Below are 16190 nucleotides of genomic sequence, written 5' to 3' on the forward strand. Positions count from 1 at the left end.
GGGGGATTCTGACATGGCGGCTCCAGACGGGTTCGGGCGCAGGCGTCGATCGACACCTGCACTCCCCCTCTGTCATGGGCCTGAGAGTTTCACCGGGCGGACCCGGCTTTCACCGTCGGCGGATTTCGAAGCGGGAGTCGGAGACTCGCGGAACGCGGGTCACCGGGGTTTCGACTCGGCCCTGGGGCCTCGCTCAACCTGATTTCCCGCTCCGCTCGAAATCACTTTTCAGAGTGGCCGGACGCGTGCGGTACACGGACCTGAGAGATTGGCGGGGAGGCTTGCTCCTTCGGTGCCCGATGCGTTTCGACCGGACTCTCCCGCAGACGACATGTGGCCTGTCTTCAATTGCCCGGTCAGTCTATCGGGCAGGATGCCGCATCCGCATCACCCGGTGGTGCAGTGTCCCGTCGACACCGCCGCGGTCAGCGAGGCCGCCTTCGAGACGACCGGGGTCAGCATCGCACTGGTCATCGCGTAGCCCCGATCGGCGTTGCGCTGGTCGCGCGCGAACGTGATGCCGGCGACGGTGCCGGCGCCGGTCAGCAGCGGCCCTCCCGAGTCCCCGGGGTGCACGATCGACTGCAGCGCGTAGATGTCCCGCAGCACGCCGCCGTGGTCGTAGATGTCGGGCACGCGGACCTGGCCGACGGACTCGATCCGGGCGTCCACGGTCGTGAACGGACCGCCGTACGGGTAGCCGGCGACGACCGCCGCGGCTCCCGCGCCGAGCGTCGAGGTGATCCGCAGCGGGGTCGCGCCCATTCCCGGCACGCGGATGACGGCGATGTCGTCGTTGGGGTCGAAGTAGACGACCTTGCCGTCCAGCGCACCCCGGCCGGGCAGCTCGACGACGGGCGCGTTCACCCCGGCGACGACGTGCGCGTTCGTCATGATCTCGTTGGACGCGACCGCGAATCCCGTGCCGGTGAGGCTCTCGCCGCAGGCGTAGGCCGTGCCGCTGATGCGGGCGACGGATGCGGCTGCACGCTGCACGTCCGGGTCGGACAGGCTGATGGGGGCCTGCGGCGCGGCCGGCTGGGGCTCGAGGAGCGTGCCGAGCGACGGGATGCCGCCCGCCACGACGGTGCCGCGCAGCTGGGCGATGCCCGCTTCGATGGGGCTCGGGATCAGGTCGTCGATGGCGCGCAGCACGCGCGACGAGGCCACCGCGGACGACACCGTCGGGATGCCGGTGGTCGCGATGGTGGTGCCCACGAGCGACACGGCGAGGGCGGCGATGACGAGACTCGCGGCGGCGCCGAGGATGCGGTCGACCACGCGCAGCGGCGCCGCCCGGTCGACCCCGCGGCGCACGGTCATGCCGAGCGCCGAGCCGACGGCGGTGCCGATGACCAGCAGGCCCACCGCGGAGCCCGCGGTGACCAGGGCGCGCCAGACGGGCGCCGCGATCAGACCGCCGAGCAGCGGCGCCACCCAGTACGCGGCGAATCCACCCACGATCAGGCCGATCAGCGCGCCCAGGCTCGTGACGAGGCCGCGCGTCGCGCCGCCCACGACGGCGAGCACGAGGATCGCGATGAGGATGAGGTCGACGATCAGCACCTTCGAAGCGTACGGATCGTGTCTGTGTGCGTGATGACAGCGCCTTGACTTCAGGTTGCGGCGACTCTAAGCTCGAACCGTTCCCGACCCTTAGAGTCAGAATGACACGAACCAGCGCCGACATCCGCGTGGCGGTCTCCACCGTCATCCTCACCCTGCGCCGGCATCCCGCCGCCGACGACCGGGCCGCCGTCGTGCTGCCCCTCGTCCGCCGCACCCGCGAGCCGTACGAGGGACGCTGGGCGCTCCCCGGCGGCTGGCTCGGGGCCCACGAGGGCCTGGATGCCGCGGCATCCCGCACCCTCGCCGAGACGACCGGCCTCGCCCCGAGCTATCTCGAGCAGCTGTACGCGTTCGGGGACGTCGACCGCTCCCCCACGCGGGCCGTCTCCATCGTGTACTGGGCGCTGCTGCGCTCGGACGAGGTCGACGCGCAGCTGGCCGCGGCGATCGACCCGCCCGAGAACGTCGCCTGGTTCGACGCGGCCGCGCTGCCGCCGCTGGCGTTCGACCACGACCAGATCGTGACCTACGCCCTGTGGCGACTGCGCAACAAGGTCGGCTACAGCCGGGTCGCGCACGGCCTGCTGCCGGAGCTGTTCACCCTCGCGGATCTGCGCGAGGTGAACGAGGCGATCCTCGGCCGGCGCCTCGACCCCGCCAACTTCCGCCGCCAGGTGGAGGCATCCGGCACCCTGATCCCGACCGATCAGCACCGCACGGGCAGCCACCGCCCCGCCCGCCTCTACCGCTACAACGGCGACGTCGAGCTGGCCGACCCCGGTCCGCTGCGCGCCGCCCCCGTTCGTCCTGTCGTCTGAACCTCCGCTCTCACGCCGAACCGCAGAATCGAGCACACATGTCCGCCACGCCCCTGACCCTCACCCGCGCCGCCGCCTCGGTCGACCGCGAAGTGCAGGCGATCGTCGCCGGTTCCGGCACGGGATCGACCTGCACCACCGACCTCGCCGCAGGCCCGTGGGACTTCGACACCCGGCCGGGTTACGGTCCCGGCTCCTCCATGGGCGACGTCATCCCGGCCGGCGCCCCGCGCCAGGGCGAGCTGCCCCGCGAGTACCGCGAGGCATCCGACGCCGAGCTCTCCGACCGCATCGTCGCCGCCAAGCAGACCCTGGGCGGGCGGGTCGTCGTGCTCGGCCACTTCTACCAGCGCGACGAGGTCGTGCAGCACGCCGACTACGTGGGCGACTCCTTCCAGCTGGCGAACGCCGCCAAGGCGCACACCGACGCCGAGGCCATCGTCTTCTGCGGCGTGCACTTCATGGCCGAGACCGCCGATCTGCTCTCCGGCGCGGATCAGGCCGTCATCCTGCCGAACCTCGCCGCCGGCTGTTCGATGGCGGACATGGCCAGCATCGACGAGGTCGAGGAATGCTGGGAGCAGCTCGAAGAGCTGTACGGCGACCTGGACACTCCCGACGCCGACGGCCTCGTGCCGGTGGTGCCGGTCACCTACATGAACTCGTCCGCGGCGATCAAGGGGTTCGTCGGCCGCCACGGCGGCATCGTGTGCACCTCGTCGAACGCGCGCACGGTGCTCGAGTGGGCGTTCCAGCGAGGACGCCGCGTGCTGTTCTTCCCCGACCAGCACCTCGGCCGCAACACCGCCAAGGCGATGGGCGTTCCCCTCGAGCAGATGCCGATGTGGAACCCGCGGCGGGAGCTCGGCGGCGCGACCGAAGAGCAGCTGCAGGACGCCCGCGTCATCCTCTGGCACGGCTTCTGCTCGGTGCACCGGCGCTTCTCGGTCGCGCAGATCGACCAGGCGCGTGCCGAGCACCCGGGCGTGCGTGTCATCGTGCACCCGGAATGCCCGGCGGAGGTCGTCGACGCGGCCGACGAGGCGGGGTCGACCGACTACATCCGCAAGGCGATCGCCGCCGCGACGGATCCCACCGTCTTCGCGATCGGCACGGAGGTCAACCTCGTGAAGCGCCTGGCGGCGGAGTACCCGCAGCACACCGTCTTCTGCCTGGATCCGGTGATCTGCCCCTGCTCCACGATGTACCGCATCCACCCGGGGTACCTCGCCTGGGTGCTCGAGCGCCTCGTCGCCGGCGAGGTGGTCAACCGCATCCAGGTGCCCGCCGACGTCGCCGACCCGGCGCGCGTCTCGCTCGAGCGGATGCTGGCCGCGAAGCCTCCGGCAGCACCGTCCGCCGCCTGGGAGCACGCGTCATGACACGCCGGCCGGAGGTCGTCGTGGTGGGCACCGGCATCGCCGGGCTCACCACCGCGCGGCGCGCCGCGCAGAGCGGATGCCGCGTCACGCTCGTCACGAAGGGCTCGCTGCAGGAGACCGCGACGGCTGCGGCGCAGGGCGGGGTCGCCGCCGCGCTGCGGGCCGACGACACGCCGTCCGCGCACGCGCACGACACGATGGTGGCGGGCGCCGAGCACAACGACCCGGCCGCCGTCGGCGTGCTGACCGCCGAGGGTCCGGCCCGCGTGCAGGAGCTCATCGACCTCGGCGTGCCGTTCGACCGAGATGCGCACGGCGCACTGCGCTGGGGTCTGGAGGCCGCACACGGGGCGCCGCGCATCGTGCACGCGGGCGGCGACGCCACCGGGGCGGCGATCGAACGGACGCTGGCCGGCACCGCCCGGGATGACGGGCTGCGCATCGCGGAGCACGCCTGCCTCGTCGACATCGTGATGGCGCACGGCCGGGTCGCGGGAGTGGAGCTCCTCATCGACGGGCGGCGGGAGATCCTCCCCGCGAGCGCCGTCGTGCTCGCGACCGGCGGAGCCGGGCACCTGTTCGCGCACACCACGAACCCCGCCGTCGCCACCGGGGACGGCATCGCCGCCGCCGTGCGGGCCGGGGCAGCCGTGCGCGACATGGAGTTCGTGCAGTTCCACCCGACCGTGCTCGCGGCCGGCGACTCGTTCCTCATCTCGGAGGCTGTGCGCGGCGAGGGGGCGACCCTCATCGACGACACCGGCGACCGGTTCGCATTCGAGACGCACCCGGACGGCGAACTGGCGCCGCGGGACGTCGTGACGCGCGCGGTGACCCGGCGCATGGCGCAGCAGCACGGGCATCCGGTGCGGCTGGATGCCACGGCCCTCGGCGCGGACTTCCTCGCGCAGCGGTTCCCGACGATCGACGCCGCCGTGCGGGCACGCGGCCTGGACTGGGCGCTCGACCCGATCCCGGTCACCCCCGCGGCCCACTATCTGATGGGCGGCGTCGTGACCGACCTCGACGGCCGTACGACGGTGCCCGGGCTCTACGCCGTCGGCGAGACCGCCTGCACCGGCGTGCACGGCGCCAACCGGCTGGCCTCGAACTCCCTGCTGGAGGGCGCCGTCTTCGGCCACCGCGCCGGGAACGCGATCGTCGCAGATGCCACCACCGGGAGCTGGCCGGAGGCATCCGGTGCCCTTGCCGCTCCCCCGGCGGCCGCTGCCGCGGACGCGCCGCCGTTCTCACGTCGGCTGCTGCAGGACCTGATGTGGCAGGAGGCGGGCGCCCTGCGCACCCGTGCCGGACTGGACCGGGCGGCATCCGTCCTGGCGGCCTGGAGCGCCACGCCTCTCCCCCGCACGGACGTGCGAGCGGTCGAGGACGCGAACCTGCTGCAGGTCGCCGGTCTCGTCGTCGCGGCCGCCCGCGCGCGCACGTCGTCGCTGGGCGCGCATCACCTCTCCGACGAGGATGCCGCCGACGATCTGACCGGCCGGCAGCTGGTGTCCGCATGCTGACCCCCGCCGTGCTCGACCGTGCGGTGCAGGCCGCCCTCGACGAGGACGCGCCCTGGGGCGACGTCACCTGCGAGGCCCTGATCCCGGCGGATGCCGTCGCGACCGCGCTGCTCGTGGCGCGGGAGCCGGGGGTGTTCTCCGGCTCCGCCGTGTTCGAGGCGGCGTTCCGCCTCACCGACCCGCGGATCGCCGTCACCCAGGCCGTCGCAGACGGCGCGCCCTTCGCCACGGGCGACGTCCTCGCCTCCGTGCGGGGACCCGCCCGAGGCGTGCTCACGGCCGAGCGGATCGCGCTGAACTTCACGCAGCGGATGTGCGGGATCGCCGCGCTCACAGCGGCGTACGTCGCCGAGGTCGCGCACACGGGTGCCCGCATCGCGGACACGCGCAAGACCACCCCGGGCCTGCGCGCGTTCGAGCGGCAGGCGGTGCGCGACGGCGGCGGTCACAACCACCGGCGCACGCTGTCCGACGCCGTCATGGCGAAAGACAACCACCTCGCGGTGCTCACCCGCCGCGGGATGTCGGTCACCGACGCCCTGCGCCAGGCGATCGCCGCCGTGCCGCACACCACGCACGTCGAGGTCGAGGTGGATCGGCTGGACCAGATCGACCCGGTCCTGGCGGCCGGCATCGGCACCATCATGCTCGACAACTTCTCGCTCGAGGACCTGCGCACCGGGGTCGCCCAGGTCGGTGGACGGGCGATCGTCGAGGCGTCCGGCGGCGTGAACCTGCACACGGTGCGCGCGATCGCCGAGACGGGCGTCGACGTCATCTCCGTCGGCGCGCTCACGCACTCGGCTCGGGCACTCGACCTCGGCCTCGACGTCCGCGTCGACGAGCAGGACTGAACCGACATGACCCTGCGCTATCTCGACCACGCCGCCACGGGACCGGTGCGCCCCGAGGTCGTCGCCGCGATGGCGCCGTATCTGACCGATCGGTTCGGCAACGCGTCCAGCCACCACACGGTCGGCGAGCGGGCGTCCGCTGCGCTGGAGGACGCCCGTTCGCGCATCGCGGCCGTCGCCGGCGTGCGTCGCGGCGACGTCGTGTTCACATCGGGCGGCACGGAGGCCGACAACCTCGCGGTGAAGGGTCTCGCGCTGGGGGCGATGCTGCGCCGCGGGGCCCGGCACGTGGTGACCTCGGCGATCGAGCACGAGGCCGTCCTCGCCTCCTGCGACCACCTGGCCCGGCTGCACGGCGTCGACGTCACGGTGCTGCCGGTGGATGGTGCCGGGCTCCTCGACCCGGAGCAGTTCGCCGCGGCGCTCCGCGACGACACGGCGGTCGCCTCCATCGGATACGCGAACAACGAGATCGGCACCGTGCAGGACGTCCCGGCACTCGCCGCGGCATCCCGCACGCGCGGCGTGCCGTTCCACACCGACGCCGTCCAGGCGGCCGGCTGGCTGCCGCTGTCGAATACTGGCGCCGACGCCCTGTCCATCGCGGGGCACAAGGTCGGGGCGCCGCAGGGAACCGGGGCGCTCATCGTGCGCGGTCGGCTGCCGCTGGAGCCCGTCCTGCACGGCGGCGGCCAGGAACGCGGACGACGCAGCGGCACCCAGGATGTGGCGGGGGCCGTGGCGCTGGCGACGGCCCTGGAGCTCGCCGAAGCCGAGCGCGCAGAGGATGCCGCGGCCGTCGCCGCAGTGCGCGACGACTTCATCGGCCGGGTGCTGCGACAGGTTCCGGGTGCCCGGCTCACGGGGCATCCGACGCGGCGCCTCCCCGGCGCCGCCTCGTTCACGTTCACCGGGACGAGCGGCGAGGCGATCCTGCTGGAGCTCGAGCGCCGCGGCGTGGTGACCTCCAGCGGCTCCGCATGCGCCGCCGGCAGCGACGAGCCGTCCCACGTGCTCGTGGCGCTCGGCATCGCCCCGGAGGTCGCGCAGACGGCCGTGCGGTTCACGCTTCCGCACGGCCAGCGCGAATCGCTCGCCGATGTGGCCGCCCAGGTTGCGGCATCCGTCCTGGCCGTACAATCCAGCAGGTGACCACCACCCCCGCCGCCGTCACCGTCATCGTGCCCGGCTTCGACGTCGCGCCCTATGTGCGGGAGGCGCTCGACTCGCTGCGCGCCCAGACCCGCGCGGACTGGCGCGCCGTGCTCGTGGACGATGCCTCCACGGACGCCACCGGCGCCCTCTTCGACGCCGCGGCGGCCGACGACGACCGGTTCGAGGTCGTGCACCATGCCACCCGGCGCGGACTCGCCGCGGCGCGCAACACCGGGCTCGACCGCGTCGCCACGCCGTTCGTGGGGTTCCTCGACGCCGACGACCGGATGCGGCCGGAGGCCCTCGCCCGGCTGCTCGGCACGATCGAGCGCACCGGCAGCGATGCCGTGGTGGGCGCCTACGTGCGCCTGCGGCCTGCGGCCGACGGCGGCTACACGGCGGGTGACGTCCAGCCGTGGGTGGCCGCCGCGACCCACCCGGAGCGCTCCCGCACCACCCTGACGGCGCACCCGGACGCCTCGGGCAACATCGTCGCCTGGTCGAAGGTGAGCCGCACCGATCTGTGGCGGCGCACCGGGCTGCGCTTCCCCGACGGCCGGCTGTACGAGGACCAGACGGTCGCGCAGCAGCTCTACACGCGGGCGAGCGCGTTCGACGTCATCCCGGACGTCGTGGTCGAGTGGCGGGAGCGCGCGGACGGTACCTCGATCACCCAGGGCAAGCACACGCTCCCGGTGCTGCGCGAGTACCTGGCGGCGCTGCGGGACGGCATCGCGGTGCTGCAGGACGCCGGGATGACGGATGCCGTCGCCGCCCGTGTGCGCCTGATCCGGTCGATGGACCTGCCGCCGCTCGCCGCGATCGCCCAGACGCACCCGGATCCGGCGTATGCCGCCGAACTCGACCGCTTCTCTGAGCTGCTCACGCGAATCCTGCCATCAGGTTGATGACGCTCGCGAGGATCACCGCACCGAACAGGTAGCCCAGCAGCGACTGCGCGATGACGACCCGGCGCATGTCGTTGCGGGTGAGGTTCGTGTCCGCGATCTGGTACGCGAGCCCGACGCCGAACGACACGTACGCGAAGTCCGTGTACATCGGGTCCTCGTCCTGGTTGAACTGGATGCCGCCGATCGGCTCCGTGTAGTAGACGTGCGCGAGGCGGAGCATGTAGTCGGTCTGGATGAGCGCCCAGGATGCCGCCACGCTGCCGAGCGCGATGATCGCGAGCACGAGCGACTCGGCGACGGGCTCGTTCTTCGTCTCGATCAGCACCACCGCCACGGCAGCGAGACTCGCGATGCTGCCGATGGTCGCGATCACCCGGGCCGTGCGACGGCCGGGGTCCTCGGCGGTCGCATGCGCGCGCGTCTGCGCCGCGTCCATCCCCCACACGAGCACCAGAACCCAGGTCGCGTTCACGGTCGCGAGCACGCCCCACGCCGCCACGAGCCCCGCCGCGACCCCGAGAGGCACGCTCACGAGCAGGCCGCCGACGGTGCCCGCGACGAGCGACAGCAGGAACCGCACACGCACCCGATGGTGCATCGGCGGCATGCGGGAAGAGGCATCCGAGGACATATCGGAATCGTGTCACGGGTTCGCGGAATGCGATGTCGGAACCCGCTGTTATGGTTCGACGTGCCGCATCGAGCGGCATCCGACTTCCAGAGGAGACGACCATGGCCGCCGCCGCTGACACCGCCCTGACCCCCGAGACCGGACCGGCTCCCGCGCGCCGCGGCGGGGTGACGCTCCCCGCGCGCGAGGGCCGCGTGATCTGGCTGCTGCTCGGCGCTGCTTTCGTCGCGATCCTCAACGAGACGACCATGGGCGTGGCGATCCCGCACCTCATCAAAGACCTCTCCATCACGGCGCTGCAGGCGCAGTGGCTGACCACCGGCTTCATGCTGACGATGGCCGTGGTCATCCCGGTCACCGGATTCCTGCTGCAGCGGTTCACGACCCGGTCGGTGTTCGTCGCGGCGATGAGCCTGTTCTCCGCCGGCACCCTCATCGCACTGCTGTCACCCGGGTTCTCGATGCTCGTCGTCGCCCGTGTGGTGCAGGCCTCGGGCACGGCGATCATGATGCCCCTGCTGATGACCACGCTGATGACGGTCGTCCCGGCGGCGCAGCGCGGCCGCATGATGGGGCGCGTCAGCATCGTCATCTCGCTGGCGCCGGCCATCGGCCCGACGCTGTCCGGACTGCTGCTGGACAACCTCAGCTGGCGCTGGATCTTCGGGATCGTGCTGCCGATCGCGCTCATCGCGCTCGGCGTGGGGGCCCGCTGGGTGCACAACCTCGGCGAGACCACCGTCGCGCCGATCGACGTGCTGTCGGTCGTGCTGTCCGCGTTCGGATTCGGCGGGGTCGTCTTCGGTCTCAGCCAGATCGGCGAGGTGGCGCAGACCTCGGGCGGGAGCGGCGATCTCGCCGTCCTGACCCTGTCGGTGTCGCTCGGAGTGGGGGTGGTCGCCCTCGGGCTCTTCGGATGGCGACAGGTCGCGCTGCAGCGGCGCGACGACGCCCTGCTGGACCTCCGCGTCTTCCGCTCCGCGAACTTCTCCCTGTCGATGGCGCAGATGGCCCTGATGTCCGTGGCGTTCTTCGGCGCTCTCACCGTCCTGCCGCTGTACCTGCAGAACGTGGTTCACGCCGACGCCACCGAGACGGGGCTCGTCCTGCTGCCGGGCTCGCTGGCCATGGGACTCGCCGGCCCCCCGATCGGCCGCGTGTACGACCGTTACGGCACGCGGGTGCTGCTGATCCCCGGAGCGATCATCACGAGCGCGATCCTCTGGATGTTCACCGCCGTGGGAGCGGATTCCAGCGTCTGGTTCATCGCGATCCTGCAGACCGTGCTCGCGCTCGGCCTCGCGTTGTCGTTCACGCCGCTGTTCACCGCCTCGCTGGCATCCCTGCAGCCGCGCTTCTACTCCTACGGCAGCGCCGTGCTCGGAACCGTTCAGCAGGTCGCGGGAGCCGCGGGTATCGCCCTCATGATCACCGTGTTCTCGGCGGTGTCGGCGTCCGCGGGCGGCACCCCGGCCGAAGCGGGCGCGGCAGGTGCACGTGCGGCGTTCCTCATCGCGGCGATCGCGTCACTGCCGCTGATCGTCGGCGCCGTCGTCATCCGCAAACCTGCGGACGAGGTCGGCGAGCCGACGCGCTGACCCGCATTCCGCCGCACCGGGTGCTGCAGGGAACGGGCGGTCGGTGATCAGACCGGGTCGCAGATGCCGTCGATGGTGCAGGACGCGCCGTCCGCGATCATCGTGAGGGGGGTCGCGAGCAGCGGGGTCGGCTGCGGCTCCTCCTCGGTTGCGGCTGCGGGCGCGGCGGACTGCTCGGACGCGGACATGCATCCATGGTACGTCCGTGGACGGACCCGTGGCTCGGCCCCGGCGGGTCAGGCGAACAGCGCCGCGATGACCAGCATCGCCGGGATCGCGGCGATCGTGGTGACGAGCACGGTGTCACGGGCGACCACGACGCCGGTCTGGTAGCGGCTCGCGATGTTGAAGACGTTCTGGGCGGACGGAAGGGCTCCCAGGGCCACGGCGGCGAACAGTGCGTGCCCGTGCAGCCCCAGCGCGAGTGCCAGCCCCCAGCTGATGACCGGCATGACCACCGACTTCCCGGCGGACGCGACCAGCACGGAGGCCAGCGCCTCGCGGTCGCGCAGGGGCCGTGCTCCATGCAGCGACATGCCGAACGCCATCAGGACGAGCGGCACCGCGGCCCCGCCGAGCAGGACGAAGGGCTGATACACGGCGTCCGGCAGACGCCAGCCGGTGAGCGCGACGACGAGTCCGGCCAGCGACGCCAGGATCATCGGATTGCGGACGGGCTGCAGCAGGATGCTGCGCACCGACGCGCTCCCGCTCGTGGACACGTCGAGGGTCACCAGGATCGCCGGTGAGAGCACGATGAGCTGCAACAGCAGGATGGGGGCCACGTACGACGCGTTGCCGAGCACGTAGACGGCGACGGGCAGCCCGATGTTGTTGGCGTTGACGTAGCCGGAACCCATCGCCCCGATCACCGTCTCGGCGAGTGGACGCCGGAAGAACAGCCGGCTGGCGACGACGAACAGTCCGGCCGTCGCCACCGCGCTCAGCGCCGCGATCACGACGCTGCGGGAGAACACCGCGTGGACGTCCGCGTGCGCGAGGACCGTGAACAGCAGGGCGGGATTGGTGACGAAGAACGCGATCCGGTTGAGCACGTTGCCCGCGTGCGGTCCGCCGATGCGGAGCCTGCCGGCGACGTAGCCGACCGCGATCACGAAGGCGATGATCCCGAACCCGATCAGCACTCCGCCCACGTCGACCAGCCTACGAGGCGGCCGGTCAGTGCTCGAACAGGTCGCCGTCCACGTAGAACCAGCGGCCGTCCTCGCACACGAACCGGGAACGCTCGTGCAGCACGCCCACCCCGCCGTCCTCGAGCAGGTAGGTCGCCCGGAACTCGACGATACCGGTCGGGTCCCCTGCGTCCCCGGCCACGGTGTCGACGATCTGCAGCCCGCGCCAGCGCGGGTTGTCGGTCAGATCGAGCTCGGCAGGCCGCGTCGACGGATGCCACGTCCGCAGCAACCACGCGTCATCCGCCCGCTTGAACGCCGCGAACCGCGAGCGCATGAGCCCCGCGGCGGTCGTGGGCTCGTCCGGATCGGTCACCACGTTCGCTCCCGGCGTCAGTTGTTGAAGCGGAACTCCACCGGGTTGCACGGCAGAACGGTATCAGCCCTCGGGTGCGGCGGCATCACGAGTCAGCCCTCGACGCGACCACGTAGTCTCGCTCGATGCTTGCGGTTGCTCTACCCCAGTCGCTTCCCCGAACGCGCAACTGGTGTGACTCGAACGCGGACCTGTCCACGAATCGCTCACAGACAGTCCACACCAGCGGATCAGCGGTCGGCTCGACATCGAACTGAAGACACCCCGATTCAGCGCGAGTGAGTTCGATGTGCCGATCGAGGTGACGGAGGACTGTCGCCGCCTCGTCGTCGTCTGCGCAGATGAGACGCCCTGTCAGCGTGATCGTGGTCACGCGACCTTCAACGGGGTGATCTCTGCGACCTTGTCCTGCAGCGCACGTCGCTCCATCCGAAGCTCGTAGTTCGACTGAAGATTCATCCAGAACTCCTCCGAGGTGCCGAAGTAGCGCGCCAGACGAATGGCGGTATCCGCAGTGATCCCACGCTTACCGTGAACGATCTCGTTGATCCGCCGCGGCGGCACACCGATCGACACCGCCAACTTGTTCTGAGTGATCCCGAAACCACCGATGAAATCCTCCATCAGGATCTCCCCCGGGTGGATGGGCTCGATCAGGTCCGCCTCAGTGATAGTCGACGAGTTCGACATCTTCCGCACCTCCATCTCTCCAGACGAAGCAAATACGCCACTGGGAATTCACGCGGATGCTGTGCTGTCCGCGGCGGTCGCCCGTAAGCTGCTCCAAACGATTGCCCGGCGGGATCCGCAGATCTTCGACGTCCTTTGCCGCATGGATCAGCTCCAGCTTCCGCAGCGCCGCCCGTTGCACGCCACGATCGACACGCTTGACGTACTGCTCACGCCAGATCCGTTCGGTGTCCTTGCTGCCGAACGATCTGATCACACACCCAGTCTATAACGGTTTCCGTCAATAACGCTAGACGTTAAAGCGGAACTCCACCACGTCGCCGTCCTGCATCACGTATTCCTTGCCCTCCAGGCGCGCCTTGCCGTGGGCGCGGGCTTCCGCGACCGAGCCGAGCTCGACGAGGTCGTCGAACGAGATGACCTCCGCCTTGATGAAGCCCTTCTCGAAGTCCGTGTGGATGACGCCGGCTGCCTGCGGGGCCTTCCAGCCCTTGTGGATCGTCCAGGCACGGGCTTCCTTGGGGCCGGCCGTCAGGTACGTCTGCAGGCCGAGCGTGTCGAAGCCGATGCGGGCGAGCTGGTCCAGGCCGGACTCGTCCTGGCCGGTGGACGCGAGGAGTTCCGCGGCATCCTCCGGGTCCAGGTCGATGAGCTCGGACTCGATCTTCGCGTCGAGGAACACCGCCTGGGCCGGGGCCACGAGCGCGGCGAGCTCCGCTTTGCGTGCGGCATCCGTCAGCACGGCCTCGTCGACGTTGAAGACGAAGATGAAGGGCTTCGCCGACAGGAGGCCGAGTTCGCGGATCGGGGCGAGGTCGAGGCCGGAGGCCGACAGCAGGATGCCCCGCTCGAGGGCGTCCTTCGCCGCGTTCGCGGTCTCGAGCACGAGCGGTTCGGTCTTGCGCCCGCGCACCTCCTTCTCGTATCGGGCGATCGCCTTCTCGAGGGTCTGCAGGTCCGCGAGCATCAGCTCGGCATTGATCGTCTCGAGGTCGTTCTGCGGGTCCACTGCGCCGTCCACGTGCACCACGTCGTCGTCCGCGAAGCCCCGCACCACCTGGGCGATCGCGTCCGCCTCGCGGATGTTCGCGAGGAACTGGTTGCCGAGACCCTCGCCCTCCGACGCGCCGCGTACGATGCCGGCGATGTCCACGAACGAGACCGCAGCCGGCACAAGTCGTTCGCTGCCGAACACGTCGGCGAGCCGCTGCAGGCGCACGTCCGGCAGGTTCACGACCCCGATGTTGGGCTCGATCGTCGCGAACGGGTAGTTCGCCGCGAGCACCTGGTTCTTGGTCAGGGCGTTGAAGAGGGTGGACTTGCCCACGTTGGGCAGGCCGACGATTCCGATGGTGAGAGCCACGGGAGTTCAGTCTACGAGACTGCGGAACGGCGTGAACGCTACGGGCGCGTCGCCCGGAATGCCTCCGTCACGTACGGGAGCTCGATGCGGGCGTCTCCGAGGGCGCCGATCTCGTCGAACAGGTCGGACAATTCGGCCTCGATGCGGGCCCGCTCTTCCGGCGCGGCGGTGATGATGTAGCTCCGCGACCGCACCATCGCGAACAGATCAGCACGCGACATCGAGCGCGTCCACCGGAAGCGGGAGCGCTCGAGGCCGCCGAAGGGTGTCGCCACCCGGGGACCGTCGTCGGCGAACATGGCCTCGGCCGAGCTCGGATGCATGACGGCGGTCATCCGCGCGACCCAGTCGACGTGTTCGTCGCGAAGGTTCCAGATGAGCCCGAGGACGCCTCCCGGCCGCAGCACCCGCGCCGCTTCACGCGAGGCTGCGCCGGGCTCCACCCAGTGCCACGCCTGCCCGAAGACCACCGCGTCCATCGACCCGTCGTCCAGCGGCAACTCCTCCGCCGACCCGAGCCGCATGGGCACCCCGGGACGGATGCCGCGAAGGTGCGGAGCATCTGGGCGTCCGGTTCGACCGCCACGGCGTCCGCCCCGAGCCCGACCAGCATCCGTGTCAGCTTCCCCGTTCCGGCGCCGACGTCGGCCACCCTCGGATGGTCCCCGAGATGCCCCAGGAGGAAGCGCACCGCGTCGGCCGGGTACTCCGGCCGACCCGCCTCGTACGTGTCCGCCGCGCCCCCGAACGAGCGGGCCATCTCCTCGCGTGTGGCCATGGTCCGACCCTACGCCCGCGTGTGGAGGCCGCCGTCAGTGGAGGAACACCAGCAGCGCGGCCACCCCGATGAAGAGCGAGCCGAACACCGAGTTCAGGATGCGCTGCCCGCGCGCTGTCCGGGCGAAGCGGCCGAAGGGCTTCGCGGCCAGGGCGAAGAAGAACCACATCACGACGACGTCGACCACGATCGTCGTCGCGATGAGGATGAGGTACTGCGGCAGCGCCGGCCGGTCCAGGTTGATGAACTGCGGAACGAACGCGACGAAGAAGACGATCGCCTTCGGATTGAGCAGGTTGACCCAGAACCCCCGCCGGATCATCGACAGCGAACCCTCGCGCGCTCGCGGTGCGTCGTCCTCATCTGCGACGGCAGCCGGCCGGGTGACGATCAGCCGCAGCCCCAGATACACGAGGTATGCGGCGCCGAGGTACCGGATCACGCCGAACAGGATCGGCGACCGCGCGACCAGCAGCCCCAGGCCCGCCGCGACGACGACGACGTGCACGATCAGTGCGAGCTGCTGGCCGACCACGCCCCAGATGGACCGGCGCCAGCCCTCGTTGAGCGCGTTCGTCATCGTGTTGACCGCCCCGGCGCCGGGCGTGAAGCTGATCACGATGCAGGCCGTCAGCAGGGAGAGCCAGACGGTCAGAGTCACTCGATCGATTGTAGGAGAGCACGCGCTCACGCTCGGCGCGCCTGCACGCCCGGTCGCACCCGGCGGGTGAGGCTGGGGGCATGTCATTGGATTTCACTGCGATCGACTTCGAGACAGCGAACTCCAGCAACGCCTCCGCCTGCGCCGTCGGCCTCGTCCGGGTCCGTTCCGGCCGCGTGGTCGCCCGGACCGGATGGCTCATCCGGCCGGCGGTGGGACACGACCGCTTCCTCGAGGTCAACGTCGGAATCCACGGCATCCGCCCCCAGGACGTGGTCCGCGCCCCGTCGTGGAGCGACCAGCTCGGGCATCTCATGGCATTCGCGGGCGATGACGTGCTCGTGGCGCACAACGCGGGATTCGACATGGCCGTGCTGCGCTCCTCGTGCGAGGCGGCGGGCGACGCGGTGCCGGCCTACCGGTACCTGTGCAGCGTGAAGGTGTCGCGAAAGACGTACGACATCCCGTCGCACCGTCTGCCGCTTTCCGCGGCCGCGGCCGGCCACCGCGGTTTCGCCCACCACGACGCCACCGAGGATGCCGAGGCGTGTGCCGCCATCATCATCGACTCCGCGCGGCGCGCGGGAGCCGGCGCCATCGAGGAACTCGCCGATGCCCACAGCCTGATACTGGGCACTCTCGGCGACGCGGGCGTGCGGCGCACCCCCGTTGCGGCATAGCGGAGACCGCCGCCGCTCCGATGTCGGACCCCTCTGCCATGCTCGGCTCATGGACGCACTGACAC

General features: G+C 71.0%; 19 protein-coding genes and 1 riboswitch. Of the genes, 8 read left to right on the forward strand and 11 right to left on the reverse strand.

Annotated elements, in window-relative coordinates; translation table 11 throughout:
* Window positions 1–238: 238 nt before the first annotated feature.
* Window positions 239–333: riboswitch (glycine riboswitch) on the reverse strand.
* 54 nt (window positions 334–387) lie between these two features.
* A complete protein-coding gene (locus tag VJR25_RS05390) occupies window positions 388–1566 on the reverse strand; it encodes a MarP family serine protease (protein ID WP_324113309.1) in 1179 nt (392 codons plus the stop codon).
* Between the two features lie 101 nt (window positions 1567–1667).
* On the opposite strand from VJR25_RS05390, the gene VJR25_RS05395 reads away from it, so the two are divergent.
* Genes VJR25_RS05395 through VJR25_RS05420 form a run of 6 tightly spaced genes read left to right on the forward strand, consistent with a single transcriptional unit; the run spans window position 1668 to window position 8212 of the window.
* Entirely contained in the window at window positions 1668–2387 is a 720-nt protein-coding gene (locus VJR25_RS05395) for an NUDIX hydrolase (RefSeq protein WP_324113311.1), read from the forward strand.
* Window positions 2388–2425: 38 nt separating this feature from the next.
* A complete protein-coding gene (gene nadA / locus VJR25_RS05400) occupies window positions 2426–3769 on the forward strand; it encodes a quinolinate synthase NadA (RefSeq protein ID WP_324113313.1) in 1344 nt (447 codons plus the stop codon).
* Window positions 3766–5295 (forward strand): L-aspartate oxidase, encoded by a 1530-nt coding sequence (gene nadB, locus VJR25_RS05405; protein ID WP_324113315.1) that lies wholly within the window; start codon window positions 3766–3768, stop codon window positions 5293–5295. Before nadA ends, nadB begins: the two co-directional genes overlap by 4 nt.
* Window positions 5289–6149, forward strand: a complete 861-nt coding sequence (gene nadC / locus VJR25_RS05410; RefSeq protein WP_324113317.1) for a carboxylating nicotinate-nucleotide diphosphorylase — start codon at window positions 5289–5291, stop codon at window positions 6147–6149. Before nadB ends, nadC begins: the two co-directional genes overlap by 7 nt.
* 6 nt (window positions 6150–6155) lie before the next feature.
* Window positions 6156–7301 (forward strand): cysteine desulfurase family protein, encoded by a 1146-nt coding sequence (locus VJR25_RS05415; RefSeq protein ID WP_414683739.1) that lies wholly within the window; start codon window positions 6156–6158, stop codon window positions 7299–7301.
* Window positions 7298–8212 carry a glycosyltransferase family 2 protein gene (locus tag VJR25_RS05420; protein ID WP_324113319.1) on the forward strand — a complete coding sequence of 305 codons (915 nt, stop codon included), beginning with the start codon at window positions 7298–7300 and terminating at the stop codon, window positions 8210–8212. The genes VJR25_RS05415 and VJR25_RS05420 overlap by 4 nt, the downstream gene beginning before the upstream one ends.
* On the opposite strand, the gene VJR25_RS05425 is transcribed toward VJR25_RS05420, so the two are convergent.
* Window positions 8187–8822, reverse strand: coding sequence for a DUF1345 domain-containing protein (locus VJR25_RS05425; protein WP_324113321.1), 636 nt, complete (start codon window positions 8820–8822; stop codon window positions 8187–8189). The genes VJR25_RS05420 and VJR25_RS05425 overlap by 26 nt on opposite strands.
* A gap of 125 nt (window positions 8823–8947) precedes the next feature.
* Between VJR25_RS05425 and VJR25_RS05430 the strand changes: the two genes are divergently transcribed.
* Window positions 8948–10444 (forward strand): MDR family MFS transporter, encoded by a 1497-nt coding sequence (locus tag VJR25_RS05430; protein WP_324113323.1) that lies wholly within the window; start codon window positions 8948–8950, stop codon window positions 10442–10444.
* A gap of 47 nt (window positions 10445–10491) precedes the next feature.
* Here VJR25_RS05430 and VJR25_RS05435 read toward each other — a convergent pair whose 3' ends face one another.
* The 9 genes from VJR25_RS05435 to VJR25_RS05475 form a co-directional block, all read right to left on the reverse strand.
* A complete protein-coding gene (locus tag VJR25_RS05435; RefSeq protein ID WP_324113327.1) occupies window positions 10492–10632 on the reverse strand; it encodes a hypothetical protein in 141 nt (46 codons plus the stop codon).
* Between the two features lie 48 nt (window positions 10633–10680).
* Window positions 10681–11598 (reverse strand): AEC family transporter, encoded by a 918-nt coding sequence (locus VJR25_RS05440; protein ID WP_324113329.1) that lies wholly within the window; start codon window positions 11596–11598, stop codon window positions 10681–10683.
* 25 nt (window positions 11599–11623) lie between these two features.
* Window positions 11624–11956 (reverse strand): YchJ family protein, encoded by a 333-nt coding sequence (locus VJR25_RS05445; protein WP_324113331.1) that lies wholly within the window; start codon window positions 11954–11956, stop codon window positions 11624–11626.
* Between the two features lie 82 nt (window positions 11957–12038).
* On the reverse strand, window positions 12039–12326 hold the full coding sequence (locus VJR25_RS05450) for a putative quinol monooxygenase (protein WP_324113333.1): 288 nt from the start codon (window positions 12324–12326) through the stop codon (window positions 12039–12041).
* Window positions 12323–12643: a HigA family addiction module antitoxin gene (locus VJR25_RS05455; protein ID WP_324113336.1), complete on the reverse strand. Its 321-nt coding sequence runs from the start codon at window positions 12641–12643 to the stop codon at window positions 12323–12325. The genes VJR25_RS05450 and VJR25_RS05455 overlap by 4 nt, the downstream gene beginning before the upstream one ends.
* Complete coding sequence (locus tag VJR25_RS05460; RefSeq protein WP_324113338.1) at window positions 12618–12899, reverse strand: type II toxin-antitoxin system RelE/ParE family toxin; 282 nt, start codon at window positions 12897–12899, stop codon at window positions 12618–12620. The genes VJR25_RS05455 and VJR25_RS05460 overlap by 26 nt, the downstream gene beginning before the upstream one ends.
* Before the next feature lie 33 nt (window positions 12900–12932).
* Window positions 12933–14006 carry a redox-regulated ATPase YchF gene (gene ychF / locus VJR25_RS05465; RefSeq protein WP_324113340.1) on the reverse strand — a complete coding sequence of 358 codons (1074 nt, stop codon included), beginning with the start codon at window positions 14004–14006 and terminating at the stop codon, window positions 12933–12935.
* Window positions 14007–14044: 38 nt separating this feature from the next.
* A complete protein-coding gene (locus VJR25_RS05470; protein WP_324113348.1) occupies window positions 14045–14530 on the reverse strand; it encodes a class I SAM-dependent methyltransferase in 486 nt (161 codons plus the stop codon).
* A gap of 288 nt (window positions 14531–14818) precedes the next feature.
* Window positions 14819–15445 (reverse strand): LysE family transporter, encoded by a 627-nt coding sequence (locus tag VJR25_RS05475; protein WP_324113342.1) that lies wholly within the window; start codon window positions 15443–15445, stop codon window positions 14819–14821.
* Window positions 15446–15525: 80 nt separating this feature from the next.
* On the opposite strand from VJR25_RS05475, the gene VJR25_RS05480 reads away from it, so the two are divergent.
* Window positions 15526–16125 (forward strand): 3'-5' exonuclease, encoded by a 600-nt coding sequence (locus VJR25_RS05480; RefSeq protein ID WP_324113345.1) that lies wholly within the window; start codon window positions 15526–15528, stop codon window positions 16123–16125.
* The last annotated feature ends 65 nt before the right edge of the window (window positions 16126–16190 follow it).

Origin of the sequence: Microbacterium sp. (assembly GCF_035277845.1) — a bacterium.
In the GTDB taxonomy this organism is placed as follows: Bacteria; Actinomycetota; Actinomycetes; order Actinomycetales; family Microbacteriaceae; genus Microbacterium.